At 52.2% G+C, this 18231-nt stretch carries 11 protein-coding genes and 1 tRNA gene; 7 read left to right on the top strand and 5 right to left on the bottom strand.

The window, feature by feature from the left end:
* Positions 1-203: 203 nt before the first annotated feature.
* Positions 204-3047 carry a TonB-dependent receptor gene (locus tag HHO50_RS10795; RefSeq protein ID WP_181306032.1) on the top strand — a complete coding sequence of 948 codons (2844 nt, stop codon included), beginning with the start codon at positions 204-206 and terminating at the stop codon, positions 3045-3047.
* A 287-nt stretch (positions 3048-3334) separates the two neighbouring features.
* Here the strand turns inward: HHO50_RS10795 and HHO50_RS10790 are convergent, their stop codons facing one another.
* From HHO50_RS10790 to purL, 5 genes are all read right to left on the bottom strand, one after another.
* On the bottom strand, positions 3335-5518 hold the full coding sequence (locus HHO50_RS10790) for a DUF2264 domain-containing protein (RefSeq protein ID WP_219921512.1): 2184 nt from the start codon (positions 5516-5518) through the stop codon (positions 3335-3337).
* Positions 5519-5524: 6 nt separating this feature from the next.
* The gene (locus tag HHO50_RS10785) at positions 5525-6676 is read right to left on the bottom strand and encodes a glycoside hydrolase family 88 protein (protein WP_181306031.1); all 1152 of its coding nucleotides are present in this window, start codon (positions 6674-6676) and stop codon (positions 5525-5527) included.
* A 70-nt stretch (positions 6677-6746) separates the two neighbouring features.
* Positions 6747-8111: a BNR repeat-containing protein gene (locus HHO50_RS10780; RefSeq protein WP_181306030.1), complete on the bottom strand. Its 1365-nt coding sequence runs from the start codon at positions 8109-8111 to the stop codon at positions 6747-6749.
* A gap of 570 nt (positions 8112-8681) precedes the next feature.
* Positions 8682-8754: transfer RNA gene (locus HHO50_RS10775), tRNA-Gln, on the bottom strand.
* Positions 8755-8848: 94 nt separating this feature from the next.
* Complete coding sequence (gene purL / locus HHO50_RS10770) at positions 8849-11068, bottom strand: phosphoribosylformylglycinamidine synthase subunit PurL (RefSeq protein ID WP_255478691.1); 2220 nt, start codon at positions 11066-11068, stop codon at positions 8849-8851.
* Between the two features lie 365 nt (positions 11069-11433).
* On the opposite strand from purL, the gene atpD reads away from it, so the two are divergent.
* The 6 genes from atpD (at position 11434) to HHO50_RS10740 (ending at position 18230) form a co-directional block, all read left to right on the top strand.
* Positions 11434-12939 carry a F0F1 ATP synthase subunit beta gene (gene atpD / locus HHO50_RS10765; RefSeq protein ID WP_181306028.1) on the top strand — a complete coding sequence of 502 codons (1506 nt, stop codon included), beginning with the start codon at positions 11434-11436 and terminating at the stop codon, positions 12937-12939.
* A gap of 171 nt (positions 12940-13110) precedes the next feature.
* The gene (gene atpC, locus HHO50_RS10760; protein ID WP_181306027.1) at positions 13111-13359 is read left to right on the top strand and encodes an ATP synthase F1 subunit epsilon; all 249 of its coding nucleotides are present in this window, start codon (positions 13111-13113) and stop codon (positions 13357-13359) included.
* 240 nt (positions 13360-13599) lie between these two features.
* On the top strand, positions 13600-14727 hold the full coding sequence (locus HHO50_RS10755) for an aminotransferase class I/II-fold pyridoxal phosphate-dependent enzyme (RefSeq protein WP_181306026.1): 1128 nt from the start codon (positions 13600-13602) through the stop codon (positions 14725-14727).
* 187 nt (positions 14728-14914) lie between these two features.
* Positions 14915-15475, top strand: coding sequence for an aminoacyl-tRNA hydrolase (gene pth / locus HHO50_RS10750; protein ID WP_181306200.1), 561 nt, complete (start codon positions 14915-14917; stop codon positions 15473-15475).
* A 174-nt stretch (positions 15476-15649) separates the two neighbouring features.
* Positions 15650-16873, top strand: coding sequence for an MFS transporter (locus tag HHO50_RS10745; protein ID WP_370457577.1), 1224 nt, complete (start codon positions 15650-15652; stop codon positions 16871-16873).
* Positions 16874-17141: 268 nt separating this feature from the next.
* Complete coding sequence (locus tag HHO50_RS10740) at positions 17142-18230, top strand: lactonase family protein (protein WP_181306025.1); 1089 nt, start codon at positions 17142-17144, stop codon at positions 18228-18230.
* The last annotated feature ends 1 nt before the right edge of the window (position 18231 follow it).

The following is an 18231-nucleotide window of genomic DNA, read 5'->3' as shown; positions in this document are numbered from 1 at the left end:
GCAATACACGTTTCTGCTGTTCTTTCCACAAACCAGGCCGAAAACGCATAGACACCAGCACTTGTTACTGCCTGGCAGTAGCAAGTGCATTACAATTCTGCTCTTTGAATGAAAACTTAAAAATAAATATCCAATCTTTCTATAAAGCAAATAAACCTTGGGCTCCTTCCTTAGTCTAACTTGAAAATCCACCACCTTTTCTTATGAAAACACCAGTACTCCTCTTGCTGTTCTTGGCAAGCATTACCTATGCGCAGGCACAGGGCTATTTGGTTACTGGTGCTGTCCATAGTGCCCAGAACAAGGAGACGCTGCCCGGTGCCACGGTGCAGTTGATCAGGCTCCCTGATTCGGTGCGGACGGCGGTTGGAACCGACAAAGACGGGAACTTCGGGTTTCAGGCGGTAAGGCCGGGGCAGTATTCGTTACAGGTGAACTACCTGGGCTTTAAAACCTTGACCCGAACGGTACAGGTGCAGAACGCAGCCGTTCATCTGGGCCAATTACTGCTGGCCGAGGCGACAAACACCTTACAGGAAATTCAGATAGTGGGGAAAGTACCGCTGGGGAGCCAGAAAGGCGACACCACGGTGTTCAATGCCGGGGCTTTCAAAGTAGCGGCGGACGCGAGTGCCGAGGACTTGGTTACCAAATTGCCGGGCGTGACCGTGGTGGACGGCAAAATACAGGCGCAGGGCGAAGAGGTACGGCAGGTGTTGGTGGACGGAAAACGGTTCTTTGGGGAAGACGCGAACACCGCCCTCCGGAACCTGCCCGCCGAGGTGATTGAGAACATTGAGGTGTTTGACAAGAAAAGCGACCAGGCAGAGTTCAGCGGTTTTGATGACGGCAACCGCGCCAAGACCCTCAACATTGTGACCAAACCCAACCGCCGCCAAGGCCAGTTCGGGAAGGTGTCGGTGGGTGTGGGGCCAGACAGGAAATTCATGGCGGGCACCAGCCTGAACATCTTCAAAGGCGACCGGCGTTTCACCGTTAACGGGCTTACCAACAACATTAACATGCAGGACTTCTCAGTGGGCGAGGCTCCCGGGGGAGGCATGCGCGGACGCCGCGGCTCGGGTGGCGGTAGCGGCATCACTACCACCAACAATTTCGGGCTGAACTACTCAGACTTCTGGGGAAAGAAGATAGAGGTAAGCGGCAATTACAATTACAACAACAACAAGAACGAGAACACCCGCCTGGTGTTCCGGGATTACTCAAAGTCTATCTTCTTCCACCAGCAAACCAATGACAGCAGCTACAATACCAACCGAAACGAAAACCATCAATTTAATTTCAGGCTGGATTACAAAATCAATGACCGAAACAGACTTTTGATCACCCCCAGGTTTTCTATGCAGAAAGGAGATTCTTACTCCAACAGTGTAGGCAGATCTGTCTTTGACGCTGATAGTACCACTGCCTTCTATGACTTGGCACTCTTAAACACCTCTGAAATTCTTTCTAACACAGATAATTACTCTTATAACCTGAGCAACGACATTAATTTCAGCCATCGGTTTAACAAGCCAGGACGTACGTTTTCCGTAAACTTAAATACTGGTTACAACCTCAACAACGGTGACACCTACCGGATCAATAACGTGATTGATTATGGAACGCCAGATGACAATGACGCGAGTGATTACCTTGACCAACTGATTAAGGCAGACAGAACCGGGCTAAACTGGCGCGGGAACGTGTCTTTTGGGGAACGGGTGGGAGAGAAAGCCCGGGTGCAGGCAGAGTACAGTATTGGCAACCGGATAGAAGACTCTGAGCGTTTGGCCTATGACAAGGAAGAGGTGGCGTACACTAACTTTAACTCCCGCCTGAGTAACGCTCTGGAAAGCGATTATCTCACCCAGCAGGCAAAAACCAGTTATCAGTACAACTCAGACAAAATACGCGTGCAGCTGGAAGCCCAGTACCAGTTTGCGAACCTGCAGAACGAACAGGAGTTCCCCAGGTTTTACCAGGTAAACCGCACGTTCCATAATCTGCTGCCTACGGCCCAGTTTGAATACAAGTTTACCAAAACAAAGAACCTTCAGATAGACTACCGCACCAATACCAACGCTCCCTCCGTTACCCAGTTGCAAGAGGTAGTGGATAATACCAACCAACTCCGGTTCAGGACGGGGAATGCAGGCTTGGTGCAGGCGTACCAGAACTCAGTGAACGTACGCTACAGATCCTTTAATACCGAGAACAACCATGTTTTCTCGTTCTTTGTCACTGCTGCCCAAACCAATAACTACATTACAAACAGCACGTTAGAACTGAAGGAAGACGATCCCCGGGGTGAGCCCTTGTTGGAAGGTTTCAAGATACGCCGGGGAGCCCAGTTTATCAGGCCGGTGAATTTGGATGGTAACTGGAACGCCCGAACCTTTGTGAGCTATGGCCAACCCCTAAACTTACTCAAATCTAACATTAACTTCACCGGCTCAGTGGGGTATAACAGAACCCCCGGTTTATTAAACAACGAAATGTTCTTCTCCACCTCGGCTAACCTGGGACTAGGAGTTTCCCTCAGTAGTAATATCAGCCAGAACGTAGACTTCAATTTTTCCACCAACGGCAACTACAATGTTATCACTACTACGCTAGGTTCAGCACGAAACAATGACTTTTTCAATCAGTCTACTCAACTGCGGGCTAATCTGCGGTTCTGGAATGGCTTTGTGTACCGCACTGAGCTTAACAACCAATTGAATAGCAATTTACCCAACGGTAGTTATACCCTCCTGAACATGAGCATCAGCAGGAAGGTGTTCAAAAGCCAGAAAGGCGAAGTCAGCTTAAGTGTAAATGACTTGTTAGAGCAGAACACCAGCGTTCAGCGGAGTATCTCTGATGCGTATGTGCAAGATGTGCAGTCTACCGTGTTGCAGCGCTTCTTCATGCTAACCTTCTCTTACAACATCCGCACGTTCAACGGCCCTATGCCAGGCGAGAGAGGCCCCGGCCAAAGAGGCCCTGGTGAAAGAGGCAACATGCGTCAGGGTGGCCAGCGCGGCGGCAGAAACGGAGGATGACAGAAAGCCGAGTAGCGAGAAGGGAACTCCACTACTCGCTACTCGGCTTTCTGTCAATAGCTCACTTTTGATCTTGCCTGGCACAAACTAAAAGCCCTTTGTCTTCAATTTTAAACTGAAAACATGGGGCTTTTAGTTAATCTAATGTTTCTGAGCCTCGTAGCAACGCTACGAAGGCGAGGAAAGCACGAACGCAGGTTCTCTCTATGGCCGCTTCCAGCACGAAAGACAAAGTTCAAACATGCTCTTAGGCAGTAAGAAGTACAGAGCACTCACCCGTTTCAGGCTTATTCAAACCGCACCATCTTCTTCTCGCCTTTCCTGAAGGAAACCGTAACGGTCTTATCGTTCGTGGAGTGTTCCAGCTTTTTCACGGGCACCAACTCATTATCCGACCATTTCTCCCCAGATTTCTTCCAGAGCATAAGGGTGGCATAAACTTCAGCCTGTTGCTGCGGCTGGAAACTATCAGTCACGTTGATCACGGAGCTTTCCTGGCTGACCGGGTGAAGCCCCGTGGCCTTGACAATTTCCATTCCGTCCCACCCCTTGAGGGAAACCATGGCGAGCTGGTACTCCCCATTGTCGATGATCTGTACTTGGTGGCCTTTCACTTTTCTTGATTCCTCCTTGATGGGTTGGTTCTTCTGGGGCAATGAATAGTGGCCCAGCCGCACCTGTATGGCTTGGGTGCTTATGTTTCGGTCTATTCTCAGAATGCCGTTCGGTAGGGTGATGTCGGCGAGGTTCAGCTTGATTTTATCGCTGGTTTCCAGCACCACGTCGCGGTAATAGATGCCGTCCTCAAACTTCTTGAAGATGTAGAGCCGCAGGGCTTCCCACTCATTCTTCTTGTTTTTAAAGACGTAGTTCATGGCCACCTCGCCCTTGGCCCCATCGGCTTGCCACGGGAAAGCACTGTTGTAGGAGAGGCGGTTGTAGTTCTCGGTAGACCTGAACAGTTGCCAGTCTTTGGCTACCGTTTCATGGCACCAGGCGCGTACCTCGGCGGCCCCAATGTTAGGGTAGTTTGTGATCAGGATCTTGGAGCCCTCCTGAAATTTGTTGTACACCTTTCCTTTGTCCAGTTCTTTTCCCCAGGCACCCTCATTTTCTTTCTCCGTCCAGAACGGGTTACCCTCTGGCACCACCAGGCCCAGGAACGCTTTGCCCATCCAGAACACGCTCGCGCGGGCGCTGTAGATTTGCACGGCGGGCTCAAACGCCCCGTAAAAACCTAAGGTGGGAATATTATCAGTCGCTATGAAGTCTGGGTTCTGCAGGAACTGAAGCATGGCCCCAGAGGCGATTCTGCGCATCCAGCCGTGATTGGTGCCCGGCTCCTGGGCCAGGCCCATCAGCGGGAAGGGCCCGGCAGCGGCAAAACGGTAGGCAATGCTGCGGCCCCACATGATCATCTTTCCGTCCCGGCCAAACAGGTAGGGATAGTTGTCGTTCACCTCTTTGAAGTTGGCCATGAGCCTGGCGGCGTACTCTGGGTAGTGCTTCTTGCCGAAGAACTCTGACCACAGCGGCCCATACGTCTGAAATGCCCACATGCTGTAGTAATCGTAGGCGGGGCTGTCATGGTACCAGCCTTGGCCCCGGTATTGCTCCAGTGACTTATCCAGGTACTCCAGCAGCAGCTTTTCATTCACTGTATAGCCCTGCTCTTTGAAAAAGCTCAGCACGAAAATATTGAAGAACCGCCAGTTTGACGCTATTGTGGGCCCGTCGCCGTAGCTGAGCATGGTTTTGGCCAGGGCTTCCTTCTGCGTGGGGGGAAGCGGCTCCCAAAGCACTTCCGGCGCACCGAAAAAGGACATCGCCAAGGCCCCAAACTCTACCAGAATCTGGTTGGGCCCACCGTTGCTCGCCCGCGGTTTCACATAGGTGGGGCTGGTGGGATCAGTCAATCTTACCAACTGATGCCGGTAATAGTCTGCCACTTTGATGCCGTTGATCTGCAGGTTCGGGTTTTCCTTGAGCAGGGGAACCGCCATGAACAGGGTACGGCACAGACCTTCCAGCATTTCAGTGTTGGTGTGCACGCCGTCGCGCGGATAGCTCTTGCCCGGCTGTTTGGGAAACACCATAGGATCATCCAGCGTCTTGATGTAGCTGAAAGCCCCAGCCAGCAGGTAGTGCGCCGCGTCTTTCCAATGCTTTCTGGCCATGCCTGTGTGCGGACTGGTCTTGAAATCAGGATTTACAATTTGGAAGATTTTCTGACCGGCCTCTGCCTTGACTGGGTTGGCCTCAGACTGCGCCTTCAGCAGATTACCCGCGAGCAGGAAAGCAGACAACAAAAGAGCTTTAGGGAGGTACTTCATGGAGAAATGCAGATTGAGATAACTGGAGAAATACAAGCAAGCCGCAGGATGCCTGATACTGATGTCATGGAAAGCCAATACGCTCCCCTCGTTTCGGGGCTGATTTCTGGAAACCAGCCCCGAAACGATATGAGACAAAAATTCTTAGTCTAAGAAACGGTACATCTCAGAGGCGGCCAGCAGAAAGGCTCCAACTCCGAACGCGGTGGTAGAGTTTACATCCACTATCTGCCCCGGAATGGCTCTCTCCCCTATGGGTTGCACGTAGCCTACTTTTCCGTCCGGCTGCAGGGCTGTGTTGGAAAGGTAATGGTACCCTTTGGCGGCAACCGGTAGGTATCCCTTTTTGTCCAGTAGACCATTGTTGATACCCCAGAGGAAGCCATAGGTAAAGAACGCGGTGCCGCTGGTCTCGGGCCCTGGAGCATGCATGGGATCCAGCATACTGCGAGTCCAATAACCTTCCGGCTGCTGGGCGCGGGCAATCGCCTTGGCCATGTCTCTGAACCGCTGCTCGTACTCTTTCCGGTGCGGGTCGTTTCTGGGCAGATCCTGCAAAACCTTGGCAAAACCGGCAAATACCCAACCATCGCCCCGCGCCCAGAAGTCTTTCTTGCCGTTGGCGCTCTTGTGTTTGGGGTAGACGTATTTGGCATCGCGGTAGTAGAGTTTCTCCTCCTGGTCGTACATGATGGAGTTGGCGTAGGTCAGGTACTCATGCAGTTTCGCCAGATACTGCTTGTTCCCGGTTACCCGGTAGAGCTTCGTCATCAGGGGCATGACCATGTACAGCCCGTCGGCCCACCACCAGTAATCGTGGTTGGGCGTGCTCATCTGGTACTCCATCACCTCCCGGGCCCGGGCGATCTTTTTGTCGTCCTTCGCACCCTCCAGGCAGTAGAGGTCAATGTACGTCTGGAAGCAGATCTGCCAATCCCCGAACAGCACGTAGTCCTCCTTCTCGCCGTACGTGTATTTCCACTTAGATTTATCGGTGGACTGGGCGCCCATCCACTGGTTTTTCTCGGCCCAGGCCTCAGAATACTCCCGGTAGAGCTCGTTTTTGGTCACCTTGTAGGCCTCCATGTTGCCCGTGTGGTAAGCGGCGATGTCCCAGAAAGCCCAGCCGGGGTTTGGGTTGGTAGTTTGCCAGTACGTGTTTGCCTTGTTCAGTTGGTTGGCCACTTCTTTCTTTGAATTGGGCAACAACGGATGCTTTGGCTTGGCAACGGCAGTTACTACCCAAAAGCCGAGCAGTAGCAGGAGGAATGTAAAAGAGGCTTTCTTCTGAATCATGGTATACAATATGCGGGAGGATCACCCCAGTTTATAGGTACTTTGCGAAAAACAGGCGAAAAACGGCCTTTTAGAATTTTGGCTTCCACTCCACCACCCGTATGGGCTGGGAACCAATGCTGGAGCGTCCCTCTCCGTCTACCTGGTCAACTTTCTGGATAAACAGATTCAGCACCTGTTTCTCCTTCCAGAGTTCGGTGTCATAGGTGGGCTCCCAGGAACCCAGCGACTCCGGTGTGAGGTCAATGATAGACCACTTGGGGTCTGAGATTCTGTTGATGATCAGTGCCGAGGCTTTGCTTCCTCTTTCCTCATCCCTGAAAACCAGAAGCACCGAGGCATTTTCGGCCGAGTTTTTCACCAACACCTGCGGTCTTGCAATGGGAATGCGCTTGGTACCCACCCCATTCAGGCTGAAGGGCGTTCTCCGGAAATCAAGCTGCAGTTTCTGCCAAGCCTTGCCGTCATGGTACACCAGATGGTACTGGGGAATGGTGGAACCGGCCTCGCGCCAGTAGGTGGCAATGAAAGGGTTGCCTTTCTCATCGGCCGCCATAGAGGTCTGGTTGATCAATTCGCTGTTCTGCGGAATGGCCAGGGCTTTCTCGGCCGTGGCTTCGGTAATGGGCAAGGTATACTTTTCGCCGGTAGACTTCTCCCAGGTTTTGCCTCCGTCTAACGAGCGCGCGTAGGCCAGGTCATGGTTGCTGGCCACGTTGGGGCTCTCGCGCCACACCCATGAGACGTGGACAGTCCCTTTCTTGTCAAGGTAGGCTTGCCAGTACGCGTTGCGCTTTTTCTCGCCGTTGATGAGGTTGCTGTGCACCTGCGTCCATTGCCGGGAATTGGTGTCATAGCTGTTGATGACCATGTTGCCCTGCCCCGAGCCGCCGTCGCGGTAAAAGAACATCAGGTTCCCGTTGGGCAACCGGTAGAACTCGGGGTAAGAGACTGCTTTCTCGTTCAAACCCGTCATGGGCACTTTGTTGGTCAGTTGCAGAGAACCGGGGCTCACGCTGCGGGCGTAATTCAGTTGGTTGTTATGGTGATCCCAGGAGACGTGCAGGAATCCTTTGCCATCTACCATCAGGCTGATGGTATTGTGGGCATCTGCGGCATTTCCCTTGAAATTGGTCTTTAGCATCTCCCAAGCCTCTGCCCCGGCCTTCCTTTTGGCCAGCACCATGGTACGGTCGGCATCATACCAGCCGGTGTATTGGGTTCCTTTGAAAGTGACCAGCGAGTTCTTGCGGAAGGCCACCACGTTCACCGAGTTGTCCGCCCATCCGCCCTCCGCCACCTGGGTTATCTTTGGCTTGTTTGCCCCTGCATCTGCCCCAATCCTTAAAGAGTTACAGGCATTGAGTCCCAGCAACAGCGCAAGGGTGATCGTGCTGAAGGATTTTTGGCGTTTACTATTAAAATGGCAAATCATATGGTAGCAGGTAACTCAATCTTGCATGAGGTTGACAAGGGTTCCTGGGAACTTACTTGGAAGCAGTTTTCTTTTTCTTTAGGCTGGAAGCTTTTCCGCTCTGTTTCCATCTTCTGTCAAACCCGAAAATGACACAATCCACCGCCACAAGTATCCTGCTCTGTCCTGAGTATTTTCACGTTGAACCTGCTTAGAGTTTTTCATTAACCTGCATTTAAAGCAATTCCTTTGGCGTGAGCGTCCGTTTTGAGGCTGTTTTTATGAAAACAGCCTCAAAACAAGGGGTTTATTTGTACACTGGCGCAGCATCTGCTTGCGACAGGAGGTATGTAACCGGTAATGGAAGACACTTTATGCAAGTGGGTATAATATGCCTTATTCTTGGTGCAGTGATTTGAGGAGAAAGGAACAGCGCTACGAGGCCGGGAGATCTCTAAACCAAAAGCTATAGAAAGGAGAAGCAATGGAAATCCTGTTGCCAGGGCTGCACCTCAATGCAGCGTAGTCTTCAAGGAACTTGCCAATTGGGCACAAAAAAGCCTCTCAGATTTCTCTAAGAGGCTTTCTAAGTTGTCCGACCAGGTTTCGAACCTGGACTCTTCTGAACCAAAATCAGACGTGTTGCCAGTTACACCATCGGACAATCTCCGCTGACAACTAGTTGTTGCCGTTTGGTGTTGCAAAGGTAGAAAAGAATTCTTTCAGCGCAAACCTCCGGCGAAATATTTTCAAAAAATTTATTCCATAATCCGCTCCAGCGCGGTGTCATAGCTGTTTTTAATTACTTGAATGGCATGGAACACCTCACCGTCTATCTCACAGTAGCGGGCAGTGACATCGCCAATTTTTTTGAAAGTCAGGTTGTTACCAGAGACCTGTTTCTCAAACGCCTCCTGCTGCGCCGGTGAAACGCTCACCACCACGCGGCCCTGGCTCTCGCCAAATAAATACGCGTCTTTCCGGAAATCAGTATCTGTTGTGATGGCAAAGCCCAGCTCATTCGGCATGGCCGATTCCAGCAACGTGATGTACAGTCCGCCATCGGCGCAGTCATGGGCCGACTGGATCAGTCTATCTTCAATCAGCGTTTTCACGGTTTTCTGCAACAGCAGTTCTTTCTCCATGTCAAAGGCCGGGGCCGGAGACAGTTTCACACCGTGGTACGAATACAGGTATTCGCTGGAGGCGATGTCATTGGCAGGGTCACCTAATAGATAAATGGCATCACCTTCCTGTTGGAAAGCCAACGTCATGGCGTTGGCTTTGTCTTCCAGAATGCCCAGCATGCCAATGGTTGGCGTAGGGAAAACCGGCCCTTCGTCTGAGGACTGGTTGTAAAAACTCACGTTACCGCCCGTTACCGGTGTCCCGAAGGCAGTACACGCTTTGCCCATGCCTTTGATGGCGCCCACAAACTGCCAGTACACCTCGGGCACGTACGGGTTCCCGAAGTTCAGGCAGTTGGTGATGGCCACGGGCTCACCACCCGCGCACACGATGTTACGGGCGGCTTCGGCCACGGCAATGGCAGTCCCTTCTTCCGGGTCGGCGTTCACGTAGCGGCTGTTGCAGTCTACGGTGATGGCAATGGCCTTGTCAGAACCTTTCACCTTCACGATCCCCGCATCGGCGGGACGGTTGGTGGTCAAGGTAGCGGTGCCAATCATGGAGTCATACTGTTTGTAGACCCAGCGTTTGGAGGCGATGTTGGGGTGCGTGGCCAGGAATTCGGCTACGGCTTTATAATCGGTTGGCTCCTGTACAGCGTCAATGGTAAACTTCTTCGCTTCCTGGTAGTACGCTGGCTCGCGGTATTCGCGGTGGTACACGGGGGCACCGCCACCTAATACTAAGTCATCAGCGGGCACATCGGCTACCAATTCACCTTTCACGTAGTAGCGTAGGCGTTTGGTATCGGTTACCTCGCCAATCTGGGCACAGGACATGTCCCACTTGTCGCAGATTTGGTAGATGAGGTCTTCAGAACCTTTCTCCATCACCACTAACATCCGCTCCTGGCTTTCGGAAAGCAATATTTCAAACGGTTGCATGTTGGCTTGGCGCATGGGTACTTTTTCCAGCCAGATTTCCATGCCGCTTTCGCCTTTGGCACTCATCTCAGAGGTTGAGCACGTGATACCGGCGGCACCCATGTCCTGCATACCCACCACTCGGTTTGTGGCCAGAATCTCCAACGTAGCCTCTAAAAGCAATTTCTCCTGGAACGGGTCGCCTACCTGTACACTGGGCAAGTCGTTCACGGAGTCTTCGGTGATGTCTTTAGACGCGAAGGCCGCGCCGTGGATTCCGTCTTTCCCGGTGGCAGAGCCGATGATGAACACCGGGTTGCCCACGCCGTGCGAAGTGGCGCTGGCAGTTTTGCCTACTTCCACAATACCCGCCGAGAAAGCGTTTACCAAGGGGTTCACGTTGTAGCAATCGTCAAAGAACAGCTCGCCGCCCACGGTCGGGATTCCGAAAGCGTTGCCGTAGTCCCCTATTCCTTTCACTACCCCTCTTAAAAGGCGCTTGGTTTTATCTGAGTTCGGGTTCCCGAAACGTAGGGAGTTCAGCTGCGCGATGGGCCGGGCCCCCATGGTGAAAATGTCACGGTTGATGCCGCCCACGCCGGTAGCCGCGCCCTGGTAAGGTTCCAGCGCCGAGGGGTGGTTGTGGGACTCTATCTTAAAGGAGCAGGCCAAACCGCCGCCAATGTCTACCAGACCCGCGTTTTCCTCACCGGCTTTCGCCAGCATACGCGGCGAGTCTTTGGGCAAAGTCTTCAGCCAAACAATTGAATTCTTGTAAGAACAGTGCTCAGACCACATCACCGAGAAAATGCTCAGCTCGGTAAAATTAGGCGTGCGGCCCAGGATTTCTTTAATGCGGTCAAATTCTTCAGGCAAAAGGCCCAGTTTCTGGGCGGTATCTACAGTAGTCAGGGTCTGGGTTTCCAAGACGGATAGGTATTTGGTAAGACAGGGCAAAAATAAAGATTTCTTTGAGAAGCAGCGGCCCTCTTTTGAGATCATTTTGGGCCTTCTTTCCAGAAAACACCTTTAAAACGGAGATTCCCTACTGGTATTACCTGTTCCACATTACAGAGAAAGTAACTACCCCGCTTTCTGGTTTTAGGCAGATTCTTAGAAAACAGACCAAAAACAGGCATAGGCTAATATTTAGCGCCTTTACCCCGCCATCTTTACAAGACAGAATTACCCATGAAACTTTTTTCCTACTTCTATGGAAATGAGGGAAGAATGCCCTATTTTTGCAGCCTGAAAGAAGTGAGTATCTATCTAAATAATTATAAACCAACCAAATGGCGAATATTGGCAGAATTACCCAGGTGATCGGTCCCGTGGTGGACGTAAGCTTCTCGGGTGAGAATTCTAAGTTGCCCAACATCATGGATGCCCTGGTAGTGACCAAGGGGAACGGTGCCCGTGTGGTACTGGAAACCCAGCAGCACTTAGGCGAAGACCGCGTACGTACCATCGCGATGGACGCAACCGAGGGCTTGACCCGTGGCATGGAAGTGACTGACCTGGCGGCTCCTATCTCAATGCCTACCGGCGACAACGTGTTAGGCCGTCTGTTCAACGTAATTGGCGATGCCATTGACGGTATTCCGCAACCTGCCAGCTTGGTAGACCTGCCCATTCACCGCAACGCGCCGCGTTTCGAAGATCTTTCTACCTCTTCTGAGGTATTATATACCGGTATCAAAGTAATTGACTTGATTGAGCCTTACTCCAAAGGAGGTAAAATTGGTTTGTTCGGGGGTGCCGGAGTAGGTAAAACCGTATTGATCCAGGAGTTGATCAACAACATCGCCAAAGGCCACGGTGGTCTTTCTGTGTTTGCCGGCGTGGGTGAGCGTACCCGCGAAGGGAATGACTTGCTGCGCGAGATGATTGAATCCGGTATCGTGAAATACGGTGACGAGTTCATGGAATCCATGGAGCACGGCGGATGGGATCTATCCAAAGTAGACCAAGATGCCTTGAAAGAGTCTAAAGCAACCTTCGTGTTCGGACAGATGAACGAGCCGCCAGGAGCCCGCGCCCGGGTAGCCCTTTCTGGTTTGACCATTGCCGAGTCTTTCCGGGACGGTGACGGCACCGGTGCTGGTAGAGATATTCTTTTCTTCATTGACAACATCTTCCGTTTCACCCAGGCAGGTTCTGAGGTATCGGCCCTTTTAGGCCGGATGCCTTCTGCGGTAGGGTACCAGCCAACGCTGGCTACAGAGATGGGTGCCATGCAAGAGCGTATCACGTCTACCAAGCGTGGTTCCATCACGTCTGTACAGGCCGTTTACGTACCTGCAGATGACTTGACTGACCCGGCTCCAGCAACTACCTTCGCTCACTTGGATGCCACTACCGTACTTTCCCGTAAAATCTCTGAGCTTGGTATCTACCCTGCGGTAGACCCTCTGGATTCTACCTCACGTATCTTGACGGCAGACGTGGTAGGCGATGAGCACTACAACACCGCCCAGCGTGTGAAAGAGATTCTACAGCGTTACAAAGAACTGCAAGACATCATCGCTATCTTGGGTATGGACGAATTATCTGAAGAAGATAAATTAGTCGTGCACAGAGCGCGCCGGGTGCAGCGTTTCTTGTCGCAGCCATTCCACGTAGCCGAGCAGTTCACCGGCTTGAAAGGGGTTTTGGTTGATATCAAAGATACCATCCGCGGGTTCAACGAAATCATGGACGGTCTGCATGACAACCTGCCTGAGGCCGCCTTCAACCTGGTTGGTACCATTGAAGACGCCGTGGCCAAAGGCACCAAAATGATGGCCGAAGCAAAGTAAACTTTGAGTTCTGAGTCTTGAGTTCTGAGTCCTGAGTCTGTAAATGACTTTAATTCAGAGTTTAAGGCTCAGAATATAATTAGGTTTTATTCCTTCTAAGTCCAGAATATGAGTTGACCAAAATTGACTCAAGACTCAAGACTCAGAACTCAGAACTCAGAACTCAGAATAATGTATTTAGAAATCATCACCCCAGATAAAAGAGTATTTGAAGGCGACGTGACCTCGGTAAAGTTTCCGGGCATCAATGGTGGGTTTGAAGTGTTGAACAACCACGCCGCCCTCATCAGTGCCCTGGCTAACGGACCGGTTCGCATCACGCCTGCCACCGGTGCTCAACTGGTGTTCCAGATTGACGGGGGAGTGGTGGAAGTTCTGGACAACAAAATCATTGTCCTGGCCGAAGCTGTCATCGCCTAGATTCTTTCCTGTTTTCATGTTGAAAGCCCGTTCTTCTACCCAGAAGGCGGGCTTTCGCTTTTTAGCTTGTTTTCTGAATAACAGGGCAAAAACGCAGTTTCAACTTTCACTCCTTTCTGCTTACCTTTAGAATTGCTAGTGGTTGATTGCTGGTTGTTCAACTGTTGATTGTTCAATTGCTGATTGCCCAATTATTGTATTTAAGTGCATCTTAGATTCTTAATTCCTAATTAATACACCGTGTCTATCTCGCCTAAAGTAACGCCCATCTACCAAACCTCGGTTTTCACCTTTGAGGATCTCAATGCGCTGGAGACGTATTTCCAGGAACCGGGCAAGCATTACATGTACACCCGCTACGGAAACCCCAACAGCGAGGAATTGGCCCAGGAAATAAACCAGCTGGAACACGGGCAGGGTGCCGTAGTCACTTCCTCCGGCATGTCGGCGATTCTGACGGCGGTGCTGGTGTACGCGAAGGCGGGGGATCACGTGCTGTGTGCCGAAGAGATCTACGGCGGGTCTTCTTCCCTCCTCTCCAATGAACTTTCGCGGTTAGGCATCTCGGTCACCTATGTGCCTACAGCCGATAGTTATTCGCTGGAAAGCTATGTGCAGGAAAACACCAAACTGATGTTAGCCGAGACCATCAGCAATCCTATGATGATGGTGATGGACTTAAGCCGTTTAGCGCAGGTTTGCTTAAAAAACGGCCTAAAACTGGTGGTAGACAACACCTTCGCCTCACCTGCCCTTACCCAGCCCTTGCAGTTAGGCGCAGATCTGGTCATCCACAGCGTCACCAAATACCTCTCGGGCCACAGCGACGTGACAGCGGGCGTTGTAATCGCTAAAGCTGAAGCAGACGCAAACCGCGCCGCTCAAATCATGCGCACCTGGGGCCTGAACCTGAGTCCGTTTGAAAGTTGGCTGGGGGCTAGAGGTCTGAAAACCCTCAAACTTAGAATACGCGAGCACTCCCGAAACGCCCAGACCATAGCCGAGTTTCTGCAGCAGCACCCCAAAGTACAGGCCGTTTTCTATCCGGGCTTGCCCGAACATCCGCAGCATGCCCTGGCGCAAACGCAGGGAAACGGCAAATGCGGGGGTATGCTATCCTTCAGAATTGCCGATGATGCAGAGGCCGTGAACCAGTTCATGCAGGCGTTGTCGCATATTCCGTTTGCCCCGTCGTTGGCCGGGGTCACCACTTCCATTTCTTACCCGTTGGGCACCTCACACCGGGGCCTCACCAAAGAGCAGCAGGAGAACATGGGCATCACGGTAGGTTTAATTCGTTTATCCGTAGGCATTGAAGAAGTAGAAGAGCTGATCGCTGATCTGGAAAAAGGTTTAGCCGCTATTTAGTTGTTAGTGTTTAGTTATTAGTATTGGAGGAAAGGCCCTTGTTTGAAAACCTTAATCATCCATTACTAAACACTAACAACTAATAACTAACCACTAACACCCTTACCTTTGCCGCATGTTTACACGTTTAGTCAATTGGTTTGGCGGGAAAGAGACTTCCAGGCCAGCAGATGACACTTCAACTGATATGAAATATTTACTGGTGGGCCTGGGCAACATTGGCCCCGAATACGCCGATACGCGCCACAACATTGGGTTTATGGTGCTGGATCACCTGGCTAAAAAGCATGACGTGTCATTTGACACCAGCCGACATTCGTTTGTGACGGAGTTTAAGATCAAGGGAAAGCACTTCACCCTGGTGAAACCTACCACGTACATGAACCTGAGCGGCAAAGCCGTGGCCCATTGGTTGAGCGTTCTGAAAATACCGGCCCAACAGATGCTGGTGATTACCGATGACCTGGCCTTGCCTTACGGAAAACTGCGCATGCGGGCCAAAGGCAGCGCCGGGGGGCACAACGGCCTCAAGCACATTGAGGAGACCTTGGGCAGCAATGAATACCCGCGCCTGCGGTTTGGGGTAGACTCGCAGTTTTCTAAAGGAAGGCAGGTAGACTATGTACTCAGTCCTTTCTCTGCCGATGAGCAGATTGATTTGTCCACCCACATTGAAAAAGCCGCCGAGATGTGCCTTTCCTTCGGGACGATTGGGCTGGAGCGCACCATGAACTTTTTTAACAAATAGGTTCTATTCTCCGGTAAAACGAATCAGGGTTTAGAGGCTACTTTCTTGAAAACGGCCCCTAAACCCTGAACTACTTATGAGAAAAAGTGGCCCTTGATCATCTTGCTCCTGTAGAGGCTAAAACTCTCCTTTTCTGGATGAAAGCTTTTCTCTAGCGCGCATTTGGCTACTTTTGTGCGCCAGATTTCTCCCATGAACCGCATCTTCACCCTGTACCGGAACGCGTTTGGCGGCCTCTCCAGAGAAGCCTGGTTTCTGGCGGCCGTCATGTTCATAAACCGCAGCGGGGCCATGGTGGTGCCGTTCCTGAGCGTGTACCTGACGGAGGCCCTGGGCTTCAGCCTGAAACAGGTAGGATTGCTGCTGAGCCTGTTTGGGGTGGGTTCCATGTGCGGCACCTTCCTGGGCGGCTGGCTCACCGACAAAGTAGGCCATTTCAAGGTGCAGTTCTTCAGTCTCATTCTGGGCGGCAGCTGGTTCTTTGTGATGCTCACGCTGGAGCGGTTTGAGCTTTTTGCCGGAGGAATTTTCCTGCTGAGTCTCTTAACAGAGTGCCTGCGCCCAGCCAATGCGTCTTCGGTGAGTTCCTATGCCCGCCCCGAGAACGTGACCCGCGCCTTCTCCCTCAACCGCATGGCCATCAACCTGGGCTTCTCCATAGGCCCGGCTCTGGGCGGGGTGCTGGCTACCGTTTCTTACCAATGGTTGTTCATGGCAGATGGCATTACCTGCCTGAGCGCCGGCGTGTTGTTTTTCTTTTACTTCCGGCACAAGCAAGGCCACGCACCCTCCCAGGAAACTATGCCAGGAACAGCTGCTCCGGCACCAGCTACGCGTTCCCCTTACCGTGACGGGTTGTTTCTGCTGTTCACCGTGCTTTGCTGCTGCTATGCGGTAGCCTTCTTTCAGTTCTTCTCCACCATGCCGCTGTACTGGCGTCAGGAATACCGCTTGTCTGAGCTGCAGATTGGTGCGCTGCTGGCTTTTAACGGACTGATGGTGTTTCTGCTGGAGATGATTATTGTGTACCTCATTGGCGACAAACACGCCCTCTGGAAGATGATTGTGATTGGCCTGCTTCTGCTGGCGCTGGCCTTTGTCTTACTTAACGTGGCCCAAGGGTTCCCGGTGCTGGCTCTGTCAGTGTTGCTCATGAGCCTTTCCGAGATTCTGGCCATGCCGTTCATGAGCACGCTCACCGTGCAGCGTTCCGGCCCGCACAACCGGGGCGCTTACATGGGGCTCTACAGCCTTTCCTACTCTGCCGCGCACATCATTGGCCCGTTCGTGGGCACTACCACCATCGTCAACTACGGGTTTGACACCTTGTGGTGGGGGAGCAGCGTCTTGTGCGTGGTGGCCGCCGTGGGGTTCTACCTGGTGGTGCGGAAGTTGTAGTTTCCTTCCGCCGCTTTTCAGCAAATATCCCGTATAACTCTTTTCCGCCAAAGAGACATAAGGTATTGCGTCTCTACCAAAACCATTGGCGTTTTAGGTCTGTTTTCCTGAAAACAGACCTAAAACAGCAAGGCCTTTCCATTCTTTTCAGCAACTTTTGCAAAACAAAACCCTACACACGGTGAAACTACTGTATTCTTTCGTTCTTCTACTTTCTCTAACCTTCTGGGCCTGTACTTCCGTTAAGCAAAGGGCAACAGACAAAGAAATGATGGTCTACGTAGGGACTTATGCCAAACCAGATGCCGAAAGCATTTTCGCCTATCGGCTGAACGAAGAGACGGGCGCGTTAACCAGGGTGCTGGCCGTGAAAGGCGGCGAGAACCCTTCGTTCCTCACCTTAGACGCAGACCGCAAATTCTTGTATGCGGTGAACGAAACCACCGAGTACGAAGGCCAGAAAAGCGGGGCGGTGAGCGCGTTTGCCATCGACCAAAAAACCGGCGACCTTACTTTTCTGAACCGGCAACCCTCTTTGGGCGGCGCTCCCTGCTACATCAGCCTAGACCATAAAAACAAAGTAGCCTTGGTGGCCAACTACATGGGGGGCAACGTAAGCGCTTTTCCGGTGCAGTCTGATGGCCGTTTAGGAGCTTCCTCAGACATAGGCCAGCACCAGGGCAAAGGCCCCCGCCCGCAGCAAGACGCGGCCCATGCCCACTGCATTATTCCTGACCCAAACAACCAATTCGCGCTGGCGGTAGACTTGGGTATTGACCAGATCATCAGCTATAAACTAGACAACCAGAACGGCAAGCTGGAGCGGCAGGCGCAACCGGCGTTCAAAGCCCAACCAGGGGCCGGGCCAAGGCACCTCACCTTCCACCCCACCAACAAGCGCTTTGCGTACGTCATCAACGAGTTGAATGCTACGCTTACCACGTTCACCTACCACCCGGCAACCGGCACCTTAACCCAGATAGAAACCGTTTCCACCATTCCCGCAGATTACACCGGTGAAAACGCCTGCGCCGATGTGCATGTTTCCGCCGATGGTAAATTCCTGTACGGTTCTAACCGCGGGCACAACAGCATTGTGGTTTTCGCCATTCACCCCACCACAAACAAACTGACGCTGGTGGAGCACGTGAGCACCCAAGGCAATTGGCCCCGTAATTTCACCTTCAGCCCGTCGGGCAAAATTCTGTTGGTGGCCAACCAACGCTCCCACAACATCACCACCTTCAAGGTAGACACGCAGACCGGCAAACTGACTTATACCGGAAACTCGGCCCCAGTTCCTTCACCGGTGTACGTGCAGGTGGTACCCGTTTTTCCAGAAACCCCCAGGCCATAAC

This window comes from Rufibacter sp. XAAS-G3-1 (assembly GCF_013623775.1).
Classification (GTDB): domain Bacteria; phylum Bacteroidota; class Bacteroidia; order Cytophagales; family Hymenobacteraceae; genus Nibribacter.
The sequence above is the reverse complement of the archived record's forward strand: the minus strand, read 5'-3'. Positions and strand labels throughout refer to the sequence as shown.